The following is a 21,771-nucleotide window of genomic DNA, read 5'->3' as shown; positions in this document are numbered from 1 at the left end:
TTTTTCAACACGCTCTGCACAAATATTCACAATATTTAGCAGCAGACGCGATCTCAATTTGCGAATATTGAGAATGATGGAGCACTTGGCAAGCAGATTGAGCGGAGCACCATCACAGTGAATATCAGCCCATACTGGCCGCCCCCTCCGATGCTTCACGATGGCTCAGCGCCATGTTCACAAAGGCCCGCAGATAGTCGATGTCGGCATCGGCCTCACGGAAACCCAGGAAAATCTGCTTGCCGACACCGTCGGGACCCAACCGCACCGGCGACACCCCGAACTTTCCCCCGAGCTCCTCCACCATCCAACGCGGCAATGCCGCCACCCCGCGCCCGTGGGAAACCATCAGCAGCATGATGTCGGTGGTCTCAATCTCCTTGTGCCGCTTCGGCGCCACCCCCGCCGGCATCAGGAAACGGGTATAGATGTCCAACCGGTCGGTCGGCACCGGATAGGTGATCAGTGTCTCGTCCGCCAGTTGCTGTGCCTCGACATACTCGACCCCGCGCAGCCTGTGGTCCGGCCCGACAACCAGCACCTGCTCGTAATCGAACACAGGCTCAAACCGCAGACCGGGCTTGAACAGCGGATCAGGCGTCACAAGCATGTCAATATCATAGCCGAACAGCGCGCCGATGCCACCGAACTGCACCTTCTGCCGGACATCGACATCAACACGCGGCCAGGCATCCAGATAAGGTGCCACGATCTTCAAAAGCCATTGATAGCAGGGGTGACACTCCATCCCGATGCGCAGGTTGCCCCGCTCCCCCTTGGCGAACTGCTGCAACCGCTCCTCGGCATGGGTCAGTTGCGGCAGCAGCCGATTGGCCACCGCCAACAGCCATTCCCCCGCCTGGGTTGGACGCAGGCTGCGCCCTTCCCGGTGCCAGACCGCAATGCCGATCTGATCCTCCAGTTTACGGATGGAATGGCTCAACGCCGACTGGGTCAGGTTCAACTGGCCGGCGGCAGCGGTCAGTGAACCTTGGCGGTCCACCTCACGGATGATGGAAAGATGGATACGTTCCAGGATCGACATGGCGGCTCACGCATGAACAGATTTCATTAATGCATGAAATCATACCATTTTTATTCATCATTTTCACATCCTATGGTCCGGGTCGCTCCCCATTTCCAAGGCGAAAACCATGGTAACGACCCACAATCTCGGTTTCCCGCGCATCGGCGCCAAACGCGAACTGAAGTTCGCCCTGGAAGCCTATTGGAAAGGCCAGAGTTCCCGCGACGCGCTGATCACCACGGGCGCTGATCTGCGGGCCCGCCACTGGCGTGACCAGGCAGCCCTTGATCTGGTGCCTGTGGGCGATTTCAGCTTCTATGACCAGATCCTGGATATGAGCTTCACGCTGGGCAACCTGCCGGAACGGGTACGCGGCTTCCATGGTGATGCGCTGGACAACTATTTCCGCGTCGCGCGGGGCCGTTCGGCGGCGGGCGGTGATGGTCACACCAATTGCTGCGGCGGTGTCGCCGCCGGGGAGATGACCAAGTGGTTTGACACCAACTATCATTATATTGTCCCCGAATTCGACGCCGATACAAACTTCACCCTGGATGCGTCGCGCCTGCTGGAACAGGTGGCCGAAGCACGTGCACTGGGCCTGGCGGCCAAGACAGTGATCGTCGGCCCCGTCACCTATCTGGCCGTGGGCAAGGCCAAGGATGGTTCCGACAGGCTTTCCCTGCTGCCACGCCTGCTGCCTGTCTATGCCGAACTGCTGCGGACCCTGGCCAGCCAGGGCGTGGAATGGGTGCAGATCGATGAACCAATCCTGGTCACCGATCTGGATGCGGCATGGGTAAAGGCCTTCACGCAGGCCTATGCGGCCCTGAAGGACAGCGGCGTCAACCTGTTGCTGGCGACCTATTTCGGCGAACTGCACGAAAACCTGACGCTGGCTGCCAGCCTGCCGGTCCAGGGCATCCATCTGGATGCCATCAATGCCCGCGACGAGGTTGAGGCGCTGATCCGCGCCGTGCCGGATGACCGGGTGATCTCCCTGGGCGTCGTCAATGGCCGCAATATCTGGAAGACCGACCTGACGGCGGTGCTGAACTGGCTGGAGCCGGTGGCCCGGCAACTGGGACATCGGCTGTGGATCGCGCCTTCCTGTTCCCTGCTGCATGTTCCCGTCGATCTGGCGGGGGAACGCAAACTGGATGAGGAAGTGAAGCCCTGGCTGGCTTTTGCAGTCCAGAAATTGGCCGAAATCGACCTTCTGGCCACGGCCCTGCGCCGGGGGCGTGATGCGGTCGCGGCGGAACTGGCCGCCAATGCAGGGGCCATCGCCGCACGCCGTGCATCGGCGCGTGTCAACGATCCGGCGGTGAAGGCTGCCGTGGCGGGGATCGATGCCGCGATGGGGCAACGCAAGGGCGGCTTTGCCGACCGTACGGCCAAGCAGCAGACCCGCCTGAACCTGCCGCTCTATCCCACCACCACCATCGGCTCCTTCCCGCAGACCAGGGAAATCCGGCTGTCGCGCAGCGCCTTTAAGGCCGGCACCCTGGATCTGCAAGGCTATCAGCAGGCCATGCGGCAGGAGATCGAACGGTCGGTGCGCGAGCAGGAGGCCCTGGGCCTGGACGTGCTGGTTCATGGCGAGGCCGAGCGCAACGACATGGTGGAATACTTCGGCGAACAGCTGGACGGGTTCACCTTCACGCAAGCGGGCTGGGTCCAGTCCTATGGCTCGCGTTGTGTGAAGCCACCGATCCTGTTCGGCGATATTAGCCGCCCGCGCGCCATGACATTGGACTGGATCATCTACGCCCAGTCGCTGACGGCGAAGCCGATGAAGGGCATGCTGACCGGTCCGGTCACCATTCTGAACTGGTCCTTCGTGCGCGACGACCAGCCGCGATCCTTGTCCTGCTATCAGCTTGCCCTGGCCATCCGCGCAGAGGTGCTGGACCTGGAAAAGGCCGGGATCGGCATCATCCAGATCGATGAGGCGGCCTTGCGCGAAGGCCTGCCGCTGCGCCGGTCGCAATGGGGGGAATATCTGGCATGGGCGGTGGAAAGCTTCCGCATCACCGCCAACGGGGTGGCGGATGACACCCAGATACACACCCATATGTGCTATTCGGAATTCAACGACATCATCGCCGCCATCGCGGACATGGATGCCGACGTCATCACGATCGAGACGTCACGGTCGGACATGGAACTGCTGAACGCCTTCGACAGTTTCAACTATCCCAACCAGATCGGTCCCGGCGTCTACGACATCCATTCGCCGAACATCCCGACCGAGACCCAGATCATCGACCTGATGAACAAGGCGGCCCAACGCATCCCCGCCGAACGGCTGTGGGTGAACCCCGATTGCGGCCTGAAGACACGCCAATGGAGCGAGGTGGTGCCAGCCCTTGCCAGCATGGTTAATGCCGCCCGGACCTTGCGCGGCCAGGCGGCATGACGGATGGTCTGCGTTGGCGGGGACCCATGGGAACTGTTGCCCCCTCACCCTCCCACGCCTTGGCAGGCGCGGGAGGGTGAGGGTCAGGTGTACCGTTTATCCAGCGCATCCCAATGCGGTTTGCCGACAAGGCGCTGACGTTCGGTGAAAGGGGTGACGAGGCCGCTGGCCTCCGTCACTTCCCGCTCATCGCGCAGCACGGTCAGCGCCTTTTGCATGCCCATCACCGCGCCCTGCAGGGCGGCATTGGCATAGAGCACGATGCCGTACCCAAGACCTGCCAGTTCGGTGGCATTGAAGATCGGGGTCTTGCCGCCAATGACCATGTTCATCAGTTGCGGGCGGTCCAGACGCTGTGGCAGGGCGCGGACCTCTTCGGCCTTGGTCACCGCCTCCACGAACAGGATATCGGCCCCGGCTTCGGCAAAAAGCTGGGCGCGTTCCACCGCCGCCTCGAACCCGTGCACGGCGGCGGCGTCAGTGCGGGCCATGATCAGCAGGTCGGGGTCACGGCGCGCATCGACGGCAGCCTTGATCTTGGACACCGCCTCCTCGGTGGAGATCACATCCTTGCCGTTGAAATGGCCGCAGCGCTTGGGCGCCACCTGATCTTCCAGCTGAATACAGTCGGCACCGGCCCGCTCCAGGGTACGGACGGTGTGATAGACGTTGAGCGCATTGCCGAAACCGGTATCGGCATCGACCAGCAGCGGCACCTCCACCGTATCGCGGATGCGGGCGGTGTGGTCGGCAATCTCCGACAGTCCCATGAAGCCCTGGTCGGGCATGCCAAACCACATGTTGGTGACGCCGGCCCCGGTGACATAGATGGCTTCGAACCCAAGATCCTCCACCACCTTGGCGGACAATGCGTTGAAGGCACCGGGGACGATCACGCCGCGCCGGGCTTCCACCAGGGCTTTGAGCTGCTTGCGGGTAGACATGGCTTTTCCTTCAATCATTCAAATAGGCGGGCGGGGACACGCACCCAGCCTTCCATCAGGATGCGGGCACTGCGGCTCATCACCGCCTTGGTCACCTGCCATTTGCCATCAATCAGGGCCGCTTCGGCCCCGACGCGCAGGGTGCCGGACGGATGGCCGAAGCACACTTCATTGCGGGTGCCGCCGCCGGCTGCCAGATTGACCAGGGTGCCGGGAATGGCTGCCGCAGTCGCGATGGCGACCGACGCGGTTCCCATCATGGCATGGTGCAGCTTGCCCATCGACAGGGCGCGGACCAGAAGGTCGATCTCACCCGCCGGCACGGTCTTGCCGCTGGACGACACATAATCGGCGGGCGGGGCGACAAAGGCGATCTTGGGCGTATGCTGGCGGCGGGCCGCCTCACCCGCGTCGCGGATCAGGCCCATGCGCAGGGCGCCGACGGTACGCAACGCCTCCATCCGGGCAAGCGCCTTCGGGTCCTTGTTGATGTCGCCCTGCAATTCCGTGCCGCGATAGCCGATATCGGCGGCATTCACGAAAATCGTGGGGATGCCGGCATTGATCAGGGTGGCGTTCAGCCGCCGCCCCTCAAACTCCAGCTCATCGACCGGGCTCCCGGTCGGGAACAGGGCATCACCCGCCTCGCCCTCCTCCGCCGGGTCCAGGAATTCCAGCACGATCTCCGCCGCCGGAAAGGTCACGCCATCCAGCAGGAAACCGCCGGTTTCCTGCACCCTGCCGCCCGCGATGGGCACATGGGCGATGATGCTCTTGCCGATATTGGCCTGCCAGATGCGCACCATGCAGACGCCATCCTCCGGCACCAGCGCAGGGTCGATGAGGCCGGCATGAATGGCAAAGGCACCCGCCGCTGTGGACAGGTTGCCGCAATTGCCCGACCAGTCGACAAAGGCACTGTCGATGGCGACCTGACCATAGAGATAATCCACATCATGGCCGGGGCGCCTGCTTTTCGACAGGATCACGCATTTGCTGGTGCTGGACGTGGCGCCGCCCATGCCGTCGATCTGCTGGCCATAGGGGTCGGGGCTGCCGATCACCCGCAGGAACAGGCGGTCGCGGGCGGACCCCGGCACGCGGCAGGGCTCCGGCAGATCGTCCAGCCAGAAGAACACGCCCTTGCTGGTGCCGCCGCGCATATAGGTGGCGGGAATGCGCATCTGGGGGGTGTCAGACATCAGACCGCCTCCCTCTGCGGGTTCTGCGCGGCCAGGAAATCCTGGGCAAAGCGCTGCAGCACGCCGCCCGCCTCATAGATCGACAGCTCCTCTTCGGTATCCAGGCGGCAGGTGACCGGGACCTCCACCCGTTCCCCGTTGCGGCGGCGGATGGTCAAGGTCAGGTCGGCACCAGGCCGGCGGTCGCCCGCCACATCGTACAGTTCCGTGCCGTCCAGACCCAGGGTCAGGCGCGTCGTGCCCGGTTTGAACTCCACTGGCAGGACGCCCATACCGATCAGGTTGGTTCGGTGGATGCGCTCAAACCCCTCGGCCACGATCACCTCCACCCCCGCCAGCCGCACGCCCTTGGCCGCCCAGTCGCGGCTGGAACCTTGGCCGTAATCGGTGCCGGCGATGATGATCAGGGGGCGGCGGCGGTCCAGATAGGTCTCGATCACCTCCCACATCCGCATGACCGTGCCATCCGGCTCCAGACGGGCCAGCGATCCCTGCTGCACCACCCCATCCACCACGGCCATTTCATTGACCAACTGTGGGTTGGCGAAGGTGGCGCGCAGCGCGGTCAGGTGGTCGCCGCGATGGGTGGCGTAGGAATTGAAGTCCTCCTCCGGCACCCCCATCCGCGCCAGATATTCCCCCGCTGCCGAGTTGGCCAGGATGGCGTTGGACGGCGACAGATGGTCGGTGGTGATATTGTCGGGCAGGATGGCCAGCGGGCGCATATCCTTCAACGTCCGGGGATGGGCCGCCAGCGCCCCGACCCCGTCGGTATCCCAGTAGGGGGGCCGGCGGATATAGGTCGACTGCGGCCGCCAGTCATAAAGCGGGCTGACCTTCGCCACCGCTTTCCGGCCCGTGCCGAACATGGGTTCATAGATCTGCCGGAACTGTTCGGGCCTGACACTGGCGGCCACGACGGCATCAATTTCCGCATCGCTGGGCCACAAATCCTTCAGCGTGACCGGGTTGCCATCAGGATCGATGCCCAGCACATCACGTTCAATATCGAAACGCACCGTGCCGGCAATGGCATAGGCGACGACCAGCGGTGGCGAGGCCAGGAAGGCTTGTTTGGCATAGGGATGGATACGGCCGTCGAAATTGCGGTTACCGGACAGAACGGCGGCGGTGTACAGGTCGCGGGCCACGATCTCCCGCTGGATGGCCGGGTCCAGCGCGCCCGACATGCCGTTGCAGGTGGTGCAGGCATAGGCGACGATCCCGAAACCAAGCCTCTCCAGCTCCGTCAGCAGGCCCGCCTCTTCCAGATAGAGCCGGGCCACCTTGGACCCCGGTGCGAAGGAGCTTTTGACCCATGGCTTGCGCAGCAGTCCCAGGGCATTGGCCTTGCGGGCCAGCAAGCCGGCGGCCACCACATTGCGCGGGTTGGACGTGTTGGTGCAACTGGTGATGGCCGCGATGATGACGGCGCCATCGGGCAGCAGCCCGCCCTGTTCCTGTGCCAATGCCTGGCCAAGGTTCCCGGCGATACCGCGTTCCGCCAATGCCGTGGTCGGCAAATGCCGGTGTGGATTGGACGGGCCGGCCATGGCGCGGACCACGCCGGACAGGTCGAATTCCAGAACCCGTTCATATTCCGCCGTCCGCAGGGCATCCGCCCACAGGCCCAGCGTCCTGGCATAGGTTTCGACCAGTGCCACCTGTGCCGGTTCCCGCCCGGTCAGGCGCAGATAATCGATGGTCTGCCGGTCGATATGGAACAGGGCGGCGGTGGCTCCATATTCGGGGCACATGTTGGAAATCGTAGCCCGGTCACCGATGGACAGCCCGTCCGCCCCCTCCCCGAAAAATTCCAGCCAGGCACCAACCACGCGCGCGCCGCGCAGGAAGGATGTCAGCGCCAGCACAATGTCGGTGGCGGTGATCCCCGGCTGGCACTGTCCCGTCAGCCGCACCCCGACAATATCGGGCAGCCGCATCATGGAGGCCCGGCCCAGCATCACCGTTTCCGCCTCCAACCCGCCGACACCGATGGCAACAACGCCCAGCGCGTCCACATGCGGCGTGTGGCTGTCAGTGCCGACGCAGGTGTCGGGAAAGGCCACCCCGTCGCGCGCCTGGATGACGGGTGACATCTTTTCCAGATTGATCTGATGCATGATGCCGTTGCCGGCGGGGATTACGTCGACATTCTCGAACGCGTGCTTTGCCCATTCGATAAAATGGAAACGGTCCTCATTGCGCCGGTCCTCGATGGCCCGGTTCTTGACGAACGCGTCCGGATCGAAACCGGCATGTTCCACAGCCAGCGAATGATCGACGATCAGCTGTGTCGGCACCACCGGGTTCACACGGGACGGATCACCCCCCTGTTCCGCGATGGCATCGCGCAGCCCCGCCAGATCAACCAGGGCCGTCTGCCCCAGAATGTCGTGACAGACGACGCGGGCCGGATACCAGGGAAAATCCATGTCCCGCCGCCGTTCCACCAGCTGTCGCAGCGCATCGGACAGCAGGGATGGATCACAGCGGCGCACCAGTTGTTCGGCCAGGATGCGGGAAACATAGGGCAGACCCGCCCACGCCCCCGCACGGATGGCGTCCACGGCAGCGGGCGCGTCGAAATAGTCGAGCCCAGTACCGGGTAGCGGTTTGCGATAATAACTATTCATGGCACTTCCGATCTTAAACCAGCCTGTGACGGTACGGTCAGAACCGTTGGTCCAAGGGTACGAAGGCGCGGTCTTCGGGGCCGACATAATTGGCGCTTGGCCGGATGATGCGGTTGTCGAGGCGTTGTTCGATGATATGGGCCGCCCAGCCGGAGGTGCGGGCGATCACGAACAGCGGCGTGAACATCGCCGTGGGCACGCCCAGCATGTGATAGGAGACGGCGCTGAACCAGTCCAGGTTCGGGAACATCCGCTTCACGTCCCACATCACGGCCTCAAGCCGGGCGGCGATATCGAACATCTTGGTGGAACCCGCTTGCGTGGAAAGCTGATTGGCCACCCGCTTGATGATTTCATTGCGGGGGTCGCAGACGGTGTAGACCGGGTGACCAAAGCCGATCACCACCTCTTTACGCTCCACCCGCGCGCGGATATCGGCTTCCGCCTCGTCGGGGTTGTCGTAGCGCTTCTGGATTTCGAACGCGACCTCGTTGGCGCCGCCATGCTTGGGCCCGCGCAGGGCGCCGATGGCACCGGTCACGGCGGAATACATGTCCGATCCCGTGCCCGCAATCACCCGGCCTGTGAAGGTCGAGGCATTAAACTCATGCTCGGCATAAAGGATCAGGGATGTATGCATCGCCCGCTCCCACGGCGCGGACGGCTTCGTACCATGCAGCAGATGCAGGAAATGCGCGCCGATACTGTCATCATCGGTATCGACATCGACGCGCTTGCCATTCGTGGACCAATGGTACCAGTAGAGCAGCATCGACCCCAGCGAAGCCATCAGCCGGTCGGCAATGTCGCGCGCACCGGGGATGTTGTGATCATCCTTTTCCGGCAGGGCACAGCCCAGGGCCGAGACGCCGGTACGCATGACATCCATCGGATGCGCCGATGCGGGCAGGCATTCCAGCGCCTGCCGGACATTGGTCGGCAGGCCACGCATGGCGCGCAGCCGGGCCTTGTAGGCCTTCAGCTCCGCCGCTGTCGGCAGCTTGCCATGGATCAGCAGATGGGCCACCTCCTCGAACTCGCACCGCTCCGCGATGTCCAGGATGTCATAGCCCCGGTAATGCAGATCATTGCCGGATTTGCCAACGGTGCAAAGGGCGGTATTGCCGGCCGTAACGCCCGACAGTGCCACGGATTTCTTCGGCTTGAACGCGGATACGGTCTCGGCCACTGCTGCACTCATGGGGCGTTTCCTGTTCTTGATGTGCGTGATAGCGCATCATCGCGGGAACGCCCCCGTCAGGTGAATGGCTGAAATGGTGAATATCTGCCGCGAAAAACCTGTTAATCGGTGAATGTTGTGAAGGCGCACCTCACGACGGCTTGGATGCAACCCGCCATGCCGCCAGGGCCGCGATGGCCAGGGGCACTGCATAGATCAGGAACAGCATGCCGCGGTCGGTACCGATCTGCATCAGGTAACCCGCCGCCAGCGGGCCCAGAATGGCGCCGCTGCGCCCCACGGCCATAGCGGTGCCAATGCCCGTGGTGCGGATTTCCGTGGGATAAAGTTGTGCCGCCATGGGATAGAACGCGTTGAACCCGCCCTGCACCAAAACACCCAGAACCAGAATGGTGGCGAAGGTTGCCATGATCGGCAGGGAGACCCAACCGAACAGCAGCATCGCCAGGGTCGCAGCGCCCAAGAACCCAGGGATTAGCCGGTTCAACGGCAACCGCGTCGCCAGAAGGCCGATGCCCGCACTGCCGACGAAGGCGCCGATATTGAAGGTGGCGCCGGCCATGATGGCCTGATCCAGCGGCAGGCCGGCATTGACGGCGATGCGGGGGATCCAGCTGATCAGGAAGTAAAGCCCGGCCCAGCCCATGGTCATGCCCAACCACAAGGCGGGGGTGGAGCGGGCCAGATGCCCCTCGAACAGGGCCGACAGTTTCACCCCGCGCTTGGCCGGCAGGGGCGGGGCTTCGTTCAAGGCCGGCTGACCCAGTTTCACCAGAAGATGGTTCATGCGCGCCAACCGGTCGGGCGCATCCTGTTTGGCCAGGAACTGCAATGATTCCGGCATCAGCCAGGCGACCACCGGCAGAATGATGACCGACAGAAGGCCCGACCCGACAAATAGCGGCTTCCAGCCATAGACCTGGATCAAGACGGCGGACGCAAAGCCGGTGATGATGGCCCCGATGGGCCAGCCGGCCTGCAGAAACGCCACCCAGAAGCTGCGCAGCCGGGCGTTGGAGAATTCCGAGGTGATGGAGGCCATGGAGGCCAGGATGGCCCCGATGCCCACCCCCGTCACAACCCGCCAGATGGCCAGCATCACCATGTCATGGGCCGTGGCGGCCAGCAGCATGCCGGACCCGATCAGGGTGATGGCGATCAGCACCACCTTGCGCCGCCCGATCATGTCAGCCACCGGCCCCATCAGCATCGATCCAAAGGCCGTACCCAACAGGCTGGCCGTCAGCACAATGCCAAGCGCCCCATCCTTCAGCCCCCATTCCTGGGCGATGACAGGTGCCGCGTAGGTGAGCAGCACCACATCCACCCCGTCCAGCAGGTTCAGGACGAAACAGAGCAGCACCACGATCAGGCGCGTGCGCCCCATGGGTGCGGCCTCCAGGGCGGCGACACGCGCCTGGAATTCGGCACTGGCCCGGTCGGTCTTGTGGCCCGGCTTGTTCGACATTCTTTTCCTCCCTGGTCCGTGCAAGGCCTTCTGTCGGGCCGCGTCACGGCGATTAAGGCAGCATTGCCTTGAAATCCGTCCCCATGTCACCGGCATTCGGTTCGATGCCGGTGAACAGCCGGAAGGCGCCCACCGCCTGGAACAGGGCCATGCCGCCGCCATCCAGCGTGCGGCAGCCCAGCTGGCGGGCCGTGCGCAGCAGTTCCGTCTCAATGGGGAAATAGATGATTTCCGCCACCCAGAGGTCAGGGCGCAGCAGCGTCTGCGCCACCGGTAGGCCCGGATAGTCGGCCATGCCGCGCGGCGTGGTGTTCACCAGACCATGGGCGTGGGGCAGCACCGCATCCGGCGACTGCACGGCCCTGGCGCGCCCTTCCCCGAACAGGCTGTTCAGGCGATCGGCCAGTTCCTCAGCCCGCGCCAGCTGCACATCGAAGATCGACAGGCGGTCGGCACCCAGCCGCAGCAGCGCATAGCCGACGGCGGCCCCGGCCCCACCCGCCCCCAGCTGCACCACATGGCGCAGATCGGCATCGGGCAGGCCGCGCCGGAACCCCTCGGCGAAACCCCACCAGTCGGTATTGTGGCCGGTCTTGCGCCCATCCTTCAGGACGACAGTATTGACGGCACCGATGGCGGCGGCTTCGGGCGACAGTTCGTCCAGCAGCGGGATCACCGCCTGTTTGCAGGGATGCGTGATGTTCAGGCCGTTGAAGCCGAACCGCTGCGCGCCTGCCACCAGATCGGGCAAGGCCGCCACATCCAGACCCAGCTGTTTCAGGTCGATCAGGCGATAGACATAGCGGAGGCCCTGACGCGCCCCCTCCTGTTCATGCATGCGCGGTGTCAGGGATGCCTGTATCCCCGACCCGATCAGGCCCGCGAGGATGGATTTCCCGCTCATGATGGGCTGTTCCCGAGGCTGTTGGCGAGAAAGGTGAGGGCGGCCAGATATCCATCGGCACCAAGGCCGCAAATGACACCTGTCGCCGCCAGCGACACATAGGAATGGTGGCGGAAGGCTTCCCGCCGGTGGATGTTGGTCAGATGCACCTCCACCACCGGGATGGCGCAGGAAAGCAGCGCATCCATGATGGCGACCGAGGTGTGGGTATAGGCGCCGGGATTGAGGATGATCCCCGACGCGTCGCTGCGCGCCGCATGGATCCAGTCGATCAGCGCGCCTTCATGGTTGCTCTGCCGGCAGAGGACAGTCAGGCCCAGCGCCAGCCCATGCCGGCGGCAGCCATCCTCGATATCGGCCAGCGTGCGGCGACCGTATTTTTCCGGTTCCCGCGTGCCCAGCAAATTAAGATTGGGCCCGTTCAGGATGTGAACAGGCTTTCGTTCCACAGGGTCCGGCAAAATTCCCCCCTGCGCCCGGTGAAAGGCGGTGTTTGTCGTTGATCGGCCCATGGGATTGGCCGTTGCGTGAATGTGTACGAAATAGTACGTTCACGTCAAGGTGCGTCTTTCAACGACCCGATAATCAGCAGCAATCATGATAAGGGAGGGGTACCATGGAACGGGCGGAATTGCCGACCGGCGGCCTGGCCAAATCCATTGCGACCGTTTCGATCAGCGGCACCCTGACCGGCAAGCTGGAAGCCGCAGCGGCGGCTGGGTTCAGCGGTGTCGAGATTTTCGAGAACGACCTTCTGACCTTCGATGGCCGTCCCGCCGATGTGCGGCGCATCGCGGCCGATCTGGGCCTGACCATCACCATGTTCCAGCCCTTCCGCGATTTTGAGGGCATGCCCGGCACCCTGCGCACCCGCACCTTTGAGCGGATGCTGCGCAAGTTCGATGTGATGGCGGAACTGGGCACCGACCTGCTGCTGGTCTGTTCGAACGTTTCGCCACAATCGCTGCCGGAACGCGGGCGCATCGTGGATGATTTCCGCGACCTGGGCGAACTGGCGGCGGTGCGGGGGTTGCGCGTGGGGTATGAGGCGCTGGCCTGGGGCCGGCATGTGCATGATCACCGCGACGCCTGGGACATTGTCCACCGCGTCAACCATCCGAATATCGGCCTGATCCTGGACAGTTTCCATTCGCTGGCCCGCAATGTACCCATCGACAGCATCCGCGATATCGACCCGGCCAAGCTGTTCATCGTGCAAATCGCCGACGCCCCGCGCCTGGACATGGATCACCTGTATTGGAGCCGGCATTTCCGCAATATGCCGGGGCAGGGCGACCTGCCCATCACCGATTACGTCAAGGCGCTGATCGCCATCGGTTATCGCGGGCCGCTGTCGCTGGAGATTTTCAACGACCGGTTCCGCGCCGGCTCCGCATCTGGCATCGCGTTGGACGGCTACCGCTCGCTGAAACTGGTGGAGGATGAGGCGCTGGCCCGGCTGAAGCGTCCGGCCACCATGCCGCCGCGCATCGATGTGCGCGGGGTGGAGTTCATCGAATTTGCCGCCACGGAGGAAGAGGCGGGGCCGCTGGGCGCCATGCTGGCCAGCATGGGCTTTGAACCGGTGGGGCGGCATATCAGCAAGGCCGTCACCCGCTGGCGCCAGGGCGACATCAACATCGTCCTGAATGGAGAGACGGAGGGCTTTGCCCACAGCCATTCCATCGTGCATGGCGCGTCGGTCTGTGCACTGGCCCTGCGGGTGCATGATGTGCCGGCGGCGCTGGACCGTGCCGACAGCCTGCGCATCCCGCGCTTTGCCCAGGCGGTGGGGTCGGGAGAGACGGACATTCCTTGTGTCCGCGGGGTGGGCGGCAGCCTGATCTATTTCATCGAGGACGGGACCCAGGAACAGGTTTGGCGCAATGATTTCGTACCGCTGACAGAGGCGGCGGTGCCCGGCGTCGGCCTGACCCGCATCGACCATATCGCGCAGGCCATGGGGTATGAGGAATTCCTGTCCTGGCTGCTCTATTATTTCGCGCTGTTCGACGTGACCAAGACGCCGCAGCTTGAAATCGCCGATCCGCTGGGCATCGTCCATAGTCAGGCGATCGAGAATGGTGACCGGTCGTTCCGCGTCACCCTGAACGGGTCTGCGGCGGCACAGACCCTGACATCGCGCTTCCTGAACCATTATCTGGGTGCGGGCGTACAGCATGTGGCGCTTTCCACCGGCGATATCTTTGCGACCGCAAAGGCGTTGCAGGAACGCGGGCTGGAACGGCTGCCCATCCCCCGCAACTACTATGACGATATCGAGGCGCGGTTCGGCCTGGACCCCGATCTGGTGGAACGGATGGCGGCCCACGACATCCTGTATGACCGGACCGACGATGCCGAGTTCTTCCAGCTTTATTCCCGCGCCTTTGCCAAGCGCTTCTTCTTCGAATTCGTCCAACGGCGTGGATACGACGCCTATGGCGCGGCTAATGCCGCTGTCCGGCTGGCCGCACAGTCCCGGTTCAACACCGACACGGTTTATTGACCCCTTCGTCATCCCGGCGGAAGCCGGGACCCAGGGGCCACATGCCCAACCTTTCCATGATGTCAAACAATGCATCCGGTCGTTGTTCCTACAGCCCACGTGGTCCCGGCTTTCGCGGGGACCACGTGGGGGATCGGGATGGCGAGCGGGTCGTAAAAACAGGAGGAAACATGTCCATCTGGTCCCGCCTGCTACTGGGCGTTGCCTGCCTGTCCCTGCCCGTTATAGCATCCGCCCAGACCGTGACGGTCGATGGCGGCATGATCGAGGGCAAGCGGCTGGACAGCGGCGTCAACGCCTTTCTGGGGGTGCCGTTCGCAGCCCCGCCCCTGCGCGATCTGCGCTGGCGTCCGCCGCAGCCGGTTGCTCCCTGGACGGGGGTGCTGCATGCCGACCGTTTCGCGCCCATGTGCCTGCAACCCATGCGCGGGTCCACCATCAACCATTATTTCGGGCATGAGGCGATCAGCGAGGATTGCCTTTACCTGAATGTCTGGGCACCTAAAGAACCGGCACCGGCGGGCAAGCCCTATCCGGTCATGGTCTGGATCTATGGCGGGGCGTTCAATGTCGGCTCCGCCAGCATGCCCAACTATTCCGGGGAGTTTCTGGCAAAGCAGGGCGTGGTTTATGTCGCCCTCTCCTACCGTGTCGGCACACTGGGCTTTCTGGCCCATCCCGAACTGACGGCGGAAGGCGGGGGCCATTCCGGCAATTACGGGCTGATGGACCAGATCCAGGGCCTGCGCTGGGTCCGCGATAATATCGCGGGCTTCGGTGGTGATCCCGGCAATGTCACCCTGGTGGGGCAATCGGCGGGATCGATGTCCATCGGCCTGCTGATGGCCAGTCCGGAGGCCAAGGGCCTGTTCCACCGCGCCGTCGGCATGAGCGGCAGCCCCTTTGGCGCTCTGCTGCCGCCCATCCCGCTGGCCGATGCGGAGGCAGACGGCAAGCGGTTGCAGGACGCGTTGAAAGCCGGGTCCCTGGCCGACATGCGGGCGGTGGCCGGCGACCGGATCATCGCCACCGCCCTGCCCCGCCGCTCCCCCATCGTGCTGGATGGCAAGGTGCTACCGCTGCCGCCCGATCAGGCGATGAAGACGGACGGGCATAGCGACGTGCCGGTGATGATCGGCTTCACCCGCGATGAAAGCTTCCGCAGCTTGGGCGGTGCCGCCGATCTGCCCGCCTATGAGGCGCTGATCCGGCAATCCTTCCCCAATGTGGCGGACAAGGTCCTGAAGGCCTATGCCGTCAAGGAGGCAGGCGGCATTCCCCGCGCCATCACCGATATCCAGCGCGATGCCACCGTCGGCCGGCAGGTTGCTGCCTGGGCACGCGCGCAGAAGCAGCCGGCCTATGTCTGGCTGTTCACCCGCCGCCATCCCTATACGCCGGGTATCCGCTTCGCCGACCATGATCCGGCAACGGTGGGCGCCTATCATACCGGCGATGTGCCCTACTGGCTGGGCACGCTGGACGCGCTGAACCTGTTCCGCCGCACCCGCGACTGGGAACCGGTGGATATGGACCTCGCCACCCGCATGCAATCCATGCTGCTTTCCTTCGCCAGGGGAGCCGCCCCGTCACCCGACTGGTCGCGTTTCGATGCGAAGAAGCCGCGCCTGATGGAACTGGGTGAACAGGTGCGGGTGGCGGACTGGCCGCGCTATGCCACGCTGGACCTGCTGGCCGGGTGGGAAGCCCCGCCCCCGGCACCGGCCAGCACGCCGCGCGTGCGGGATTGAGGGAGGGCCTGATGAAATATCTGTTTTTGCTGCTGATGCTGCTCTGTCCCGCCGCCAGCCAGGCCTATGAACCGGTCCCCACGCCCGGCCTGCGCCTGGTCCTGCAAGCGCGTGTCACCGTCGATCCGGCGGTGGAGGTGGGGGTGAGCGACCATGGCAAGCGCCGCTTCATCCCCATCACCGGCGGTACCTTCACGGGTGACGGGATCAAGGGCGAGGTGATGGCCGGTGGTGCCGACTGGCAGATCGACCGGCCCGACGGCGTGCGGGAGATTGAGGCGCTCTATTCCCTGCGCACCGATGATGGCGCCGTCATCATCGTGCACAACAAGGGACTGTCGGTCCCCGACCCGCGTTACCTGATGACCACGCCCGCCTTCCATGCGCCCGCCGGCAAATATGAATGGCTGAACCGCCGCATTTTTGTCGGAAGGATCACGCCCGTGCCCGGTGGCGGGGCCGTGATCATCAGTGTCTTTGCGGCGGAAGGCTGAATTCGCTTCAAAACGCGCGGGGCCGCATTATCCTGTGGCCCCGCACCATCATCATCCAACGGATCATCCATGAACGCCCCGGCGCCCAAGTCGAAATCGGCAACCCCGGCCCGCAATCCCCGCGCCGCCGAAGCCGATGAGACCAAGGCCAATATCCTGGCCGTGGCCCGCCGCGAATTCGCCGACAAGGGCCTGATGGGGGCCCGCATCGACGAGATCGCGGAAAAGACCGACACGTCCAAGCGGATGATCTATTACCATTTCGGATCGAAGGAAGGGCTGTATCAGGCGGTCCTGGAACAGGAATATATCGCCATCCGTGATTCGGAGGCGGCCCTGCCCATCCTGGATGTCGGCGCGGAAGAGGCATTGAAGGCCCATATCCGCCTGACCTTCGACCACCATTTCAAGAACCCGGAATTCGTCCGGCTGGTGATGAACGAAAATATCCTGCACGGGTCGTTCATCGGCAATGTCGATGGCATCAAGCGCCGCAGCCAGCATGTGATCCAGGGCCTGAAGGCCATTCTGGACAAGGGTGTGGCCGAAGGGCTGTTCCGGGCGGATATCGACCCGGTCGAGTTGCACATGACCATTAGCGCGCTCAGCTTCTACAACGTCTCCAACCGCTACACCTTCTCCACCATTTTCGGCTACGAGCTGGGGTCCGAAGAGGCTGCGGCACGACGCAAGGAACAGGTGGTGGAGATCGTCATGACCTGGTGCCGCAAGGCCTGAACGGTTCTCAGTCTTCCTCAGGCGCCGGGCGCCGCCATCCGGCGGCTTGGCTTACACGGCATGGGCCGCGCGGCGGCGGTCGCCGCCGAGGCGGTTCCCAGCACGCAGAAAGCCACTCCCATCGCAGATGATTTCCAGCATCCGCAAAGAAACGCACTGCGGTATAACAAACACAATTGACGACGTACGAACTGTTTCGTACATTAACTCCATCGAAAGAAAAGTCGGGCCGTCTGGCATCGTCCGTCGGGACCCGCAAAATCAAAAATAAAGGTCGGGGGGAAGAATGAAGCGTTCCGTCACCGCCATATCCGCGTTCCTGTGCCTGTCGGCCACGGCCATCGGGCCTGTGGCCCATGCCGGTGGCGCCGATGTCGCGGCCAGTGCCGCTGTCGGTGCCTCGGTACAGCAGGTGGGGGCCGATACCTTTTCCACCATCACGGTGCCTTTCGCCGATGGCGTAACCGGTATGCCGGATGTGGTCTACAAGACCGTGCCGGGTTACAGGCCACTGAAGCTGGATCTGTTCCTGCCGGCAGGTGCGGGACAGGATGGCAAGACTCGGCCTGTCATCGTCTATATCCATGGTGGCGGCTGGATGGGTGGTGGCCCGCGCCGCAGTGCGGCCTTTCAGGATTGGCCCAAGGTTCTGGCCTCCATCGCGGCCCAGGGCTATGTCGTGGCCTCCGTCAGTTACCGTTTCTCCGGCGAGGCGCCGTTCCCCGCTGCGGCCAAGGATGTGAAATCCGCTATCCGCTGGCTGCGCGCCAATGGTTCCCGGTTCGGCGTCGATCCCACGCGGTTCGCTGCCTGGGGACAGTCGGCGGGCGGTCATCTGGCGGCCCTGGTGGGTGCAAGCTGCGCCGACCCGGCCTTTGCAGAGGATGCACCGGCCCCCGCCCGGCCCGCCACCGTTGAAACCGTGCCCACGGGTGCGGGTGGGGTGGAACAGGCGTCGGATTGCGTGCAGGCGGTTGTCTCCTGGTTCGGCATCTATGATCTGGCCACCATGCCCAGCTACCTGAACAAGGATGCGCCGCCGACGGAACCGATGCGCCGGTTCCTGGGCTGCACGGGTAGCGGCTGCGACGCTGACCGGGTGCGCCAGGCCTCGCCCATCGCGCATGTCGATGCCAAGGACCCGCCCTTCCTGTTGCTGCACGGCCGCGACGACAATGTCGTGCCGGTGGCACAGCAGGACCGGTTCGCCTCTGCCCTGGCCGCCGCCAATGTCTCTGTAAAGACCCGCATTTTCGACGGCGCCAACCATAGCTGGATCGCCGAAAAGCCCGAACGCACCGTGGAGGTTAGCCGTCAGGCGCTGGCCGACACGCTTGATTTCATCCAGACGGCAATCGGGCCCCGCTGACGGGGACCGGTCGCACAATCAGCAAAAGCAAAGCCGGGGCCCGTGCCGTTGCCGGAACGGTGACCCCTGCACGCTAAAAAGGGGAGGAAAACATGAACAAGAAGATGATCAAGACACGCCCGCCGGTTCATGGCCGGTTGCGGCACGGCGCCTCGCCGCTGGCCCTGTCGCTGGCCGCCGGCATGATGCTGGCCGGCCCGGCGCTGGCCCAGCAGGCCGATGCCGGCAAGGCCGAGCTGATCGAAGAGATCGTGGTCACCGGCTCCTTGATCCAGCGGCCCAACAATGTCGCGGTCAGCCCCATCACCACCGTATCGACGGAATCCATCAAGGAAAGCGGCCAGGTAGAGGTTGAGGCCGCGCTGAACCAGCTGCCTTCCTTCACCGCTGCCGGCACCTCCAGCACAGGCGGACAGGGCGGCGGTGGCCGCGCCAGCCTGAACCTGCGCGGCCTTGGCTCCAACCGCAATCTGGTGCTGCTGAACGGCAAACGCCTGCCGCTGTCCGACATCAACGGCAATGTCGATATCAACATCCTGCCCGAAGCCGTCATTGGCAGCGTCGATGTGATCACGGGTGGCGCATCCGCCATCTATGGTTCCGACGCCATGTCCGGCGTGGTCAATTTCAAGACCATCCAGCCCTTTGACGGTGTCCGCGCCGATGTGCAGTTCGGTCAGGACGAGCGCGGTGACGTTTTCAAGAAATCCGCCTCCGTCACGCTGGGCAGCGCCTTTGCCGAAGACAAGGGCCACATGATGCTGACGGCCAGCTATACTGACCGTCCGGGCCTGCAGGGGTCCAAGCGTTCCTTCTTCGAATTCGTCACCCCCTCCTCCTTCATCGGTACCGGTACCTATGTGCCCAACGCCGCCAACCTGCCGACCCAGGCCGCCATCAACAGCGTCTTTGCCAAATATGGCGTCACCTCCACCGTGGGCCGTACGCTGAACCTGGGCTTCAACAATGACGGTTCGCTGTTCGTGCAGACGGGCGCCTTGAACTACAAGGGTCCGACGGACAATGGCTATGCCATCATTGCTGGCAATGTCCGCATGCCCGTGGGCCAACAGGTGCAGTTCCAGAACTCCCTGGAACGCAAGACAGCCTTCGGCTCCTTCGATTATGAAGTGGCCGACGGCGTCACCGCCTATGGCCAGTTCATGTATGTCGACAGCCTCGTGAACACCGAAAGCGGCGGCAGCCTGACCCAGATCGGCAATCTGACCACCATTCCCACCACCAATCCTTTCATCCCCGCCGACCTGCGCGCCATCCTGGCATCGCGTCCCAACCCCAATGCCCCCTTCACCTGGAACGGTCGTTATGTCGGCATTGCCGACAAGAACTGGGACGAACAGTACAAGGTCAGCCAGTTCGCCCTGGGCCTGAAAGGCGATCTGGCCGGCAGCTGGAAGTGGGATCTCTACAGCTCCTATGACCAGAGCCTGCATGATCAGGCGCTGTACAATGCCGTGGTGAAGAGCAAGGTGCAGAACCTGCTGAACGCGACGGATGGCGGCAATTCGCTGTGCGCGGGCGGGTTCAACCCGTTCGGCATCAGCAATTCCACCCGCATCTCCGACGCCTGCAAGACCTATATGACCAAGACGGCGCTCAGCACGGAGAAGCTGAGCCAGAGCCAGGTACAGGGGCAATTGTCCGGCCCCGTGGTCGAACTGCCCGCCGGTCCGTTGCAGGTGGCGCTGCTCGCCTCCTACCGCCGCAACACCTACCGGTTTACGCCCGACAGCGATCTGGCCGCCCAGAATATCGAGGCGGTGACCGGTTCCGCATCGGCACGCGGCAATATCAACCTGAAGGAAATTGCCGGTCAGGTGGATATCCCGCTGATCAGCGGGGCGGAGTTCGCGGAGGAACTGGCCATCGGTGCCGCCGCCCGCTATTCCGACTATTCCACCACGGGCAGCGTCAAATCCTATGAAGGTGACTTGCGCTGGAAGCCGGTTGACGCCCTGATGCTGCGCGGGTCGTATCAGCGCGCGGTGCGTGCGCCGAATATCGGGGAGCTGTTCTCCCCGCCGACGGGCACGCAGGTGCAGTTCGGCACGCCGCCGGCCTCTGTCGGTGATCCCTGCGACGTGCGCTCCATTGCCCGCACCGGCGCCGGCGGGGCACAGGTCCGCGCCCTTTGCATCGCGCAGGGCGTGCCGGCCAACGTCATCGACACCTACACTTTCCCCACCACGGCAACCGGCGGCACCATCCGTGGCAATCTGGGTCTGACCCCGGAGAAGGCCGACACGTTCAATATCGGCACCGTCCTGACCGTGCCGGGCGACAGCCCGTGGTACGGCGGCACCACCATCTCCGTCGACTATTACAACATCAAGATCAAGGAGGTGATCTCCGGCGTGCCGGGCCTCACCACCTTGTCCAAGTGCTATAATCTCGACGGTTCCAACCCCACCTATGCCGCGACGAACGAGTTCTGCCAGTTGCTGACCCGCGACGCGCAGGGCCAGTTGCAGGATGTCAGCCTGCCCTTCCTGAACCTGGGCGGGCTGGAAACCGACGGTATCGATGTGCAGATCAACTGGTCGGCCAGCCTGTCGGATATCGGTGCCGATGTCGGCGATCCCAGCGCCGAGATTTATGTCACGCCCGTCATCGGCTGGGTCAACCACTACAATATCCAGACCCTGCCCGGCAGCGCGTTCCAGGATTATGTGAATACCAGCACGCTGGGCCGCGCCCTGCCGCGCTGGAAGGCGCTGACCACCGTCGGCTACCGCTCCGACCTGTTCGGCATCGGTCTGCGTTGGCGGTATCAGGGGGCGATGGATGACGTGACGGCGGTGACCACGCCCACCAACCCGTCGCGCGGCGTGCCGGCCTATAACCTGTTCGACCTGTTCGGCAATGTCCGGGTCAATGAGAGCATCGAACTGCGCGCCGGTGTCACCAACCTGTTCGACCGTGGCCTGCCCATCGTGGCCAGTTCACAGAACAGCACCGATGTCGCCGTCTATGACGCGGTTGGTCGCTCCTACTATGTCGGCCTGCGGGCGAAGTTCTAATGAATGGTCGCTGCTGATCTGGATCAGCAGCGACCCAATTCCCCCCTCGCACAAACGGCGGCACA

The 21,771-nt window shown here is 63.8% G+C and carries 15 protein-coding genes; 7 read left to right on the top strand and 8 right to left on the bottom strand.

The genetic code is table 11. The annotated features are described in order from the left end of the window. Positions 1–124: 124 nt before the first annotated feature. The gene (locus tag ACODSP_RS13705) at positions 125–1,045 is read right to left on the bottom strand and encodes a LysR family transcriptional regulator (RefSeq protein ID WP_488966129.1); all 921 of its coding nucleotides are present in this window, start codon (positions 1,043–1,045) and stop codon (positions 125–127) included. A 109-nt stretch (positions 1,046–1,154) separates the two neighbouring features. Between ACODSP_RS13705 and metE the strand changes: the two genes are divergently transcribed. Further along, positions 1,155–3,449: a 5-methyltetrahydropteroyltriglutamate--homocysteine S-methyltransferase gene (gene metE / locus ACODSP_RS13700; protein WP_488966128.1), complete on the top strand. Its 2,295-nt coding sequence runs from the start codon at positions 1,155–1,157 to the stop codon at positions 3,447–3,449. Between the two features lie 83 nt (positions 3,450–3,532). Here metE and ACODSP_RS13695 read toward each other — a convergent pair whose 3' ends face one another. The 7 genes from ACODSP_RS13695 to aroQ form a co-directional block, all read right to left on the bottom strand. Continuing rightward, the gene (locus ACODSP_RS13695; RefSeq protein WP_488966127.1) at positions 3,533–4,393 is read right to left on the bottom strand and encodes an isocitrate lyase/PEP mutase family protein; all 861 of its coding nucleotides are present in this window, start codon (positions 4,391–4,393) and stop codon (positions 3,533–3,535) included. 14 nt (positions 4,394–4,407) lie between these two features. Continuing rightward, positions 4,408–5,595, bottom strand: coding sequence for a 2-methylaconitate cis-trans isomerase PrpF (gene prpF / locus ACODSP_RS13690; protein WP_488966126.1), 1,188 nt, complete (start codon positions 5,593–5,595; stop codon positions 4,408–4,410). Then, positions 5,595–8,231 carry a Fe/S-dependent 2-methylisocitrate dehydratase AcnD gene (acnD, locus tag ACODSP_RS13685; protein ID WP_488966125.1) on the bottom strand — a complete coding sequence of 879 codons (2,637 nt, stop codon included), beginning with the start codon at positions 8,229–8,231 and terminating at the stop codon, positions 5,595–5,597. Before acnD ends, prpF begins: the two co-directional genes overlap by 1 nt. Positions 8,232–8,268: 37 nt before the next feature. Further along, positions 8,269–9,432: a bifunctional 2-methylcitrate synthase/citrate synthase gene (gene prpC, locus ACODSP_RS13680; protein WP_488966124.1), complete on the bottom strand. Its 1,164-nt coding sequence runs from the start codon at positions 9,430–9,432 to the stop codon at positions 8,269–8,271. 130 nt (positions 9,433–9,562) lie between these two features. After that, positions 9,563–10,900, bottom strand: coding sequence for an MFS transporter (locus ACODSP_RS13675; protein WP_488966123.1), 1,338 nt, complete (start codon positions 10,898–10,900; stop codon positions 9,563–9,565). Positions 10,901–10,952: 52 nt separating this feature from the next. Beyond that, positions 10,953–11,804, bottom strand: a complete 852-nt coding sequence (locus ACODSP_RS13670) for a shikimate dehydrogenase (RefSeq protein ID WP_488966122.1) — start codon at positions 11,802–11,804, stop codon at positions 10,953–10,955. Then, complete coding sequence (gene aroQ, locus ACODSP_RS13665; RefSeq protein ID WP_488966121.1) at positions 11,801–12,265, bottom strand: type II 3-dehydroquinate dehydratase; 465 nt, start codon at positions 12,263–12,265, stop codon at positions 11,801–11,803. Before aroQ ends, ACODSP_RS13670 begins: the two co-directional genes overlap by 4 nt. Before the next feature lie 155 nt (positions 12,266–12,420). Between aroQ and ACODSP_RS13660 the strand changes: the two genes are divergently transcribed. The 6 genes from ACODSP_RS13660 (at position 12,421) to ACODSP_RS13635 (ending at position 21,706) form a co-directional block, all read left to right on the top strand. Next, a complete protein-coding gene (locus tag ACODSP_RS13660; protein WP_488966120.1) occupies positions 12,421–14,313 on the top strand; it encodes a bifunctional sugar phosphate isomerase/epimerase/4-hydroxyphenylpyruvate dioxygenase family protein in 1,893 nt (630 codons plus the stop codon). Positions 14,314–14,483: 170 nt separating this feature from the next. Then, the gene (locus ACODSP_RS13655) at positions 14,484–16,064 is read left to right on the top strand and encodes a carboxylesterase/lipase family protein (protein WP_488966119.1); all 1,581 of its coding nucleotides are present in this window, start codon (positions 14,484–14,486) and stop codon (positions 16,062–16,064) included. An 11-nt stretch (positions 16,065–16,075) separates the two neighbouring features. Further along, positions 16,076–16,558: a DUF3237 family protein gene (locus ACODSP_RS13650; RefSeq protein ID WP_488966118.1), complete on the top strand. Its 483-nt coding sequence runs from the start codon at positions 16,076–16,078 to the stop codon at positions 16,556–16,558. 69 nt (positions 16,559–16,627) lie between these two features. Then, entirely contained in the window at positions 16,628–17,296 is a 669-nt protein-coding gene (locus tag ACODSP_RS13645; RefSeq protein WP_488966117.1) for a TetR/AcrR family transcriptional regulator, read from the top strand. A 286-nt stretch (positions 17,297–17,582) separates the two neighbouring features. Beyond that, positions 17,583–18,665: an alpha/beta hydrolase fold domain-containing protein gene (locus tag ACODSP_RS13640; RefSeq protein WP_488966116.1), complete on the top strand. Its 1,083-nt coding sequence runs from the start codon at positions 17,583–17,585 to the stop codon at positions 18,663–18,665. A gap of 92 nt (positions 18,666–18,757) precedes the next feature. Next, on the top strand, positions 18,758–21,706 hold the full coding sequence (locus ACODSP_RS13635) for a TonB-dependent receptor domain-containing protein (RefSeq protein WP_488966115.1): 2,949 nt from the start codon (positions 18,758–18,760) through the stop codon (positions 21,704–21,706). Positions 21,707–21,771 lie beyond the last annotated feature (65 nt).

The sequence above is a fragment of the Niveispirillum sp. FG156 genome (assembly GCF_057809555.1).
Note: the sequence above shows the minus strand (reverse complement) of the source record. Positions and strands in the feature narration are given on the sequence as shown.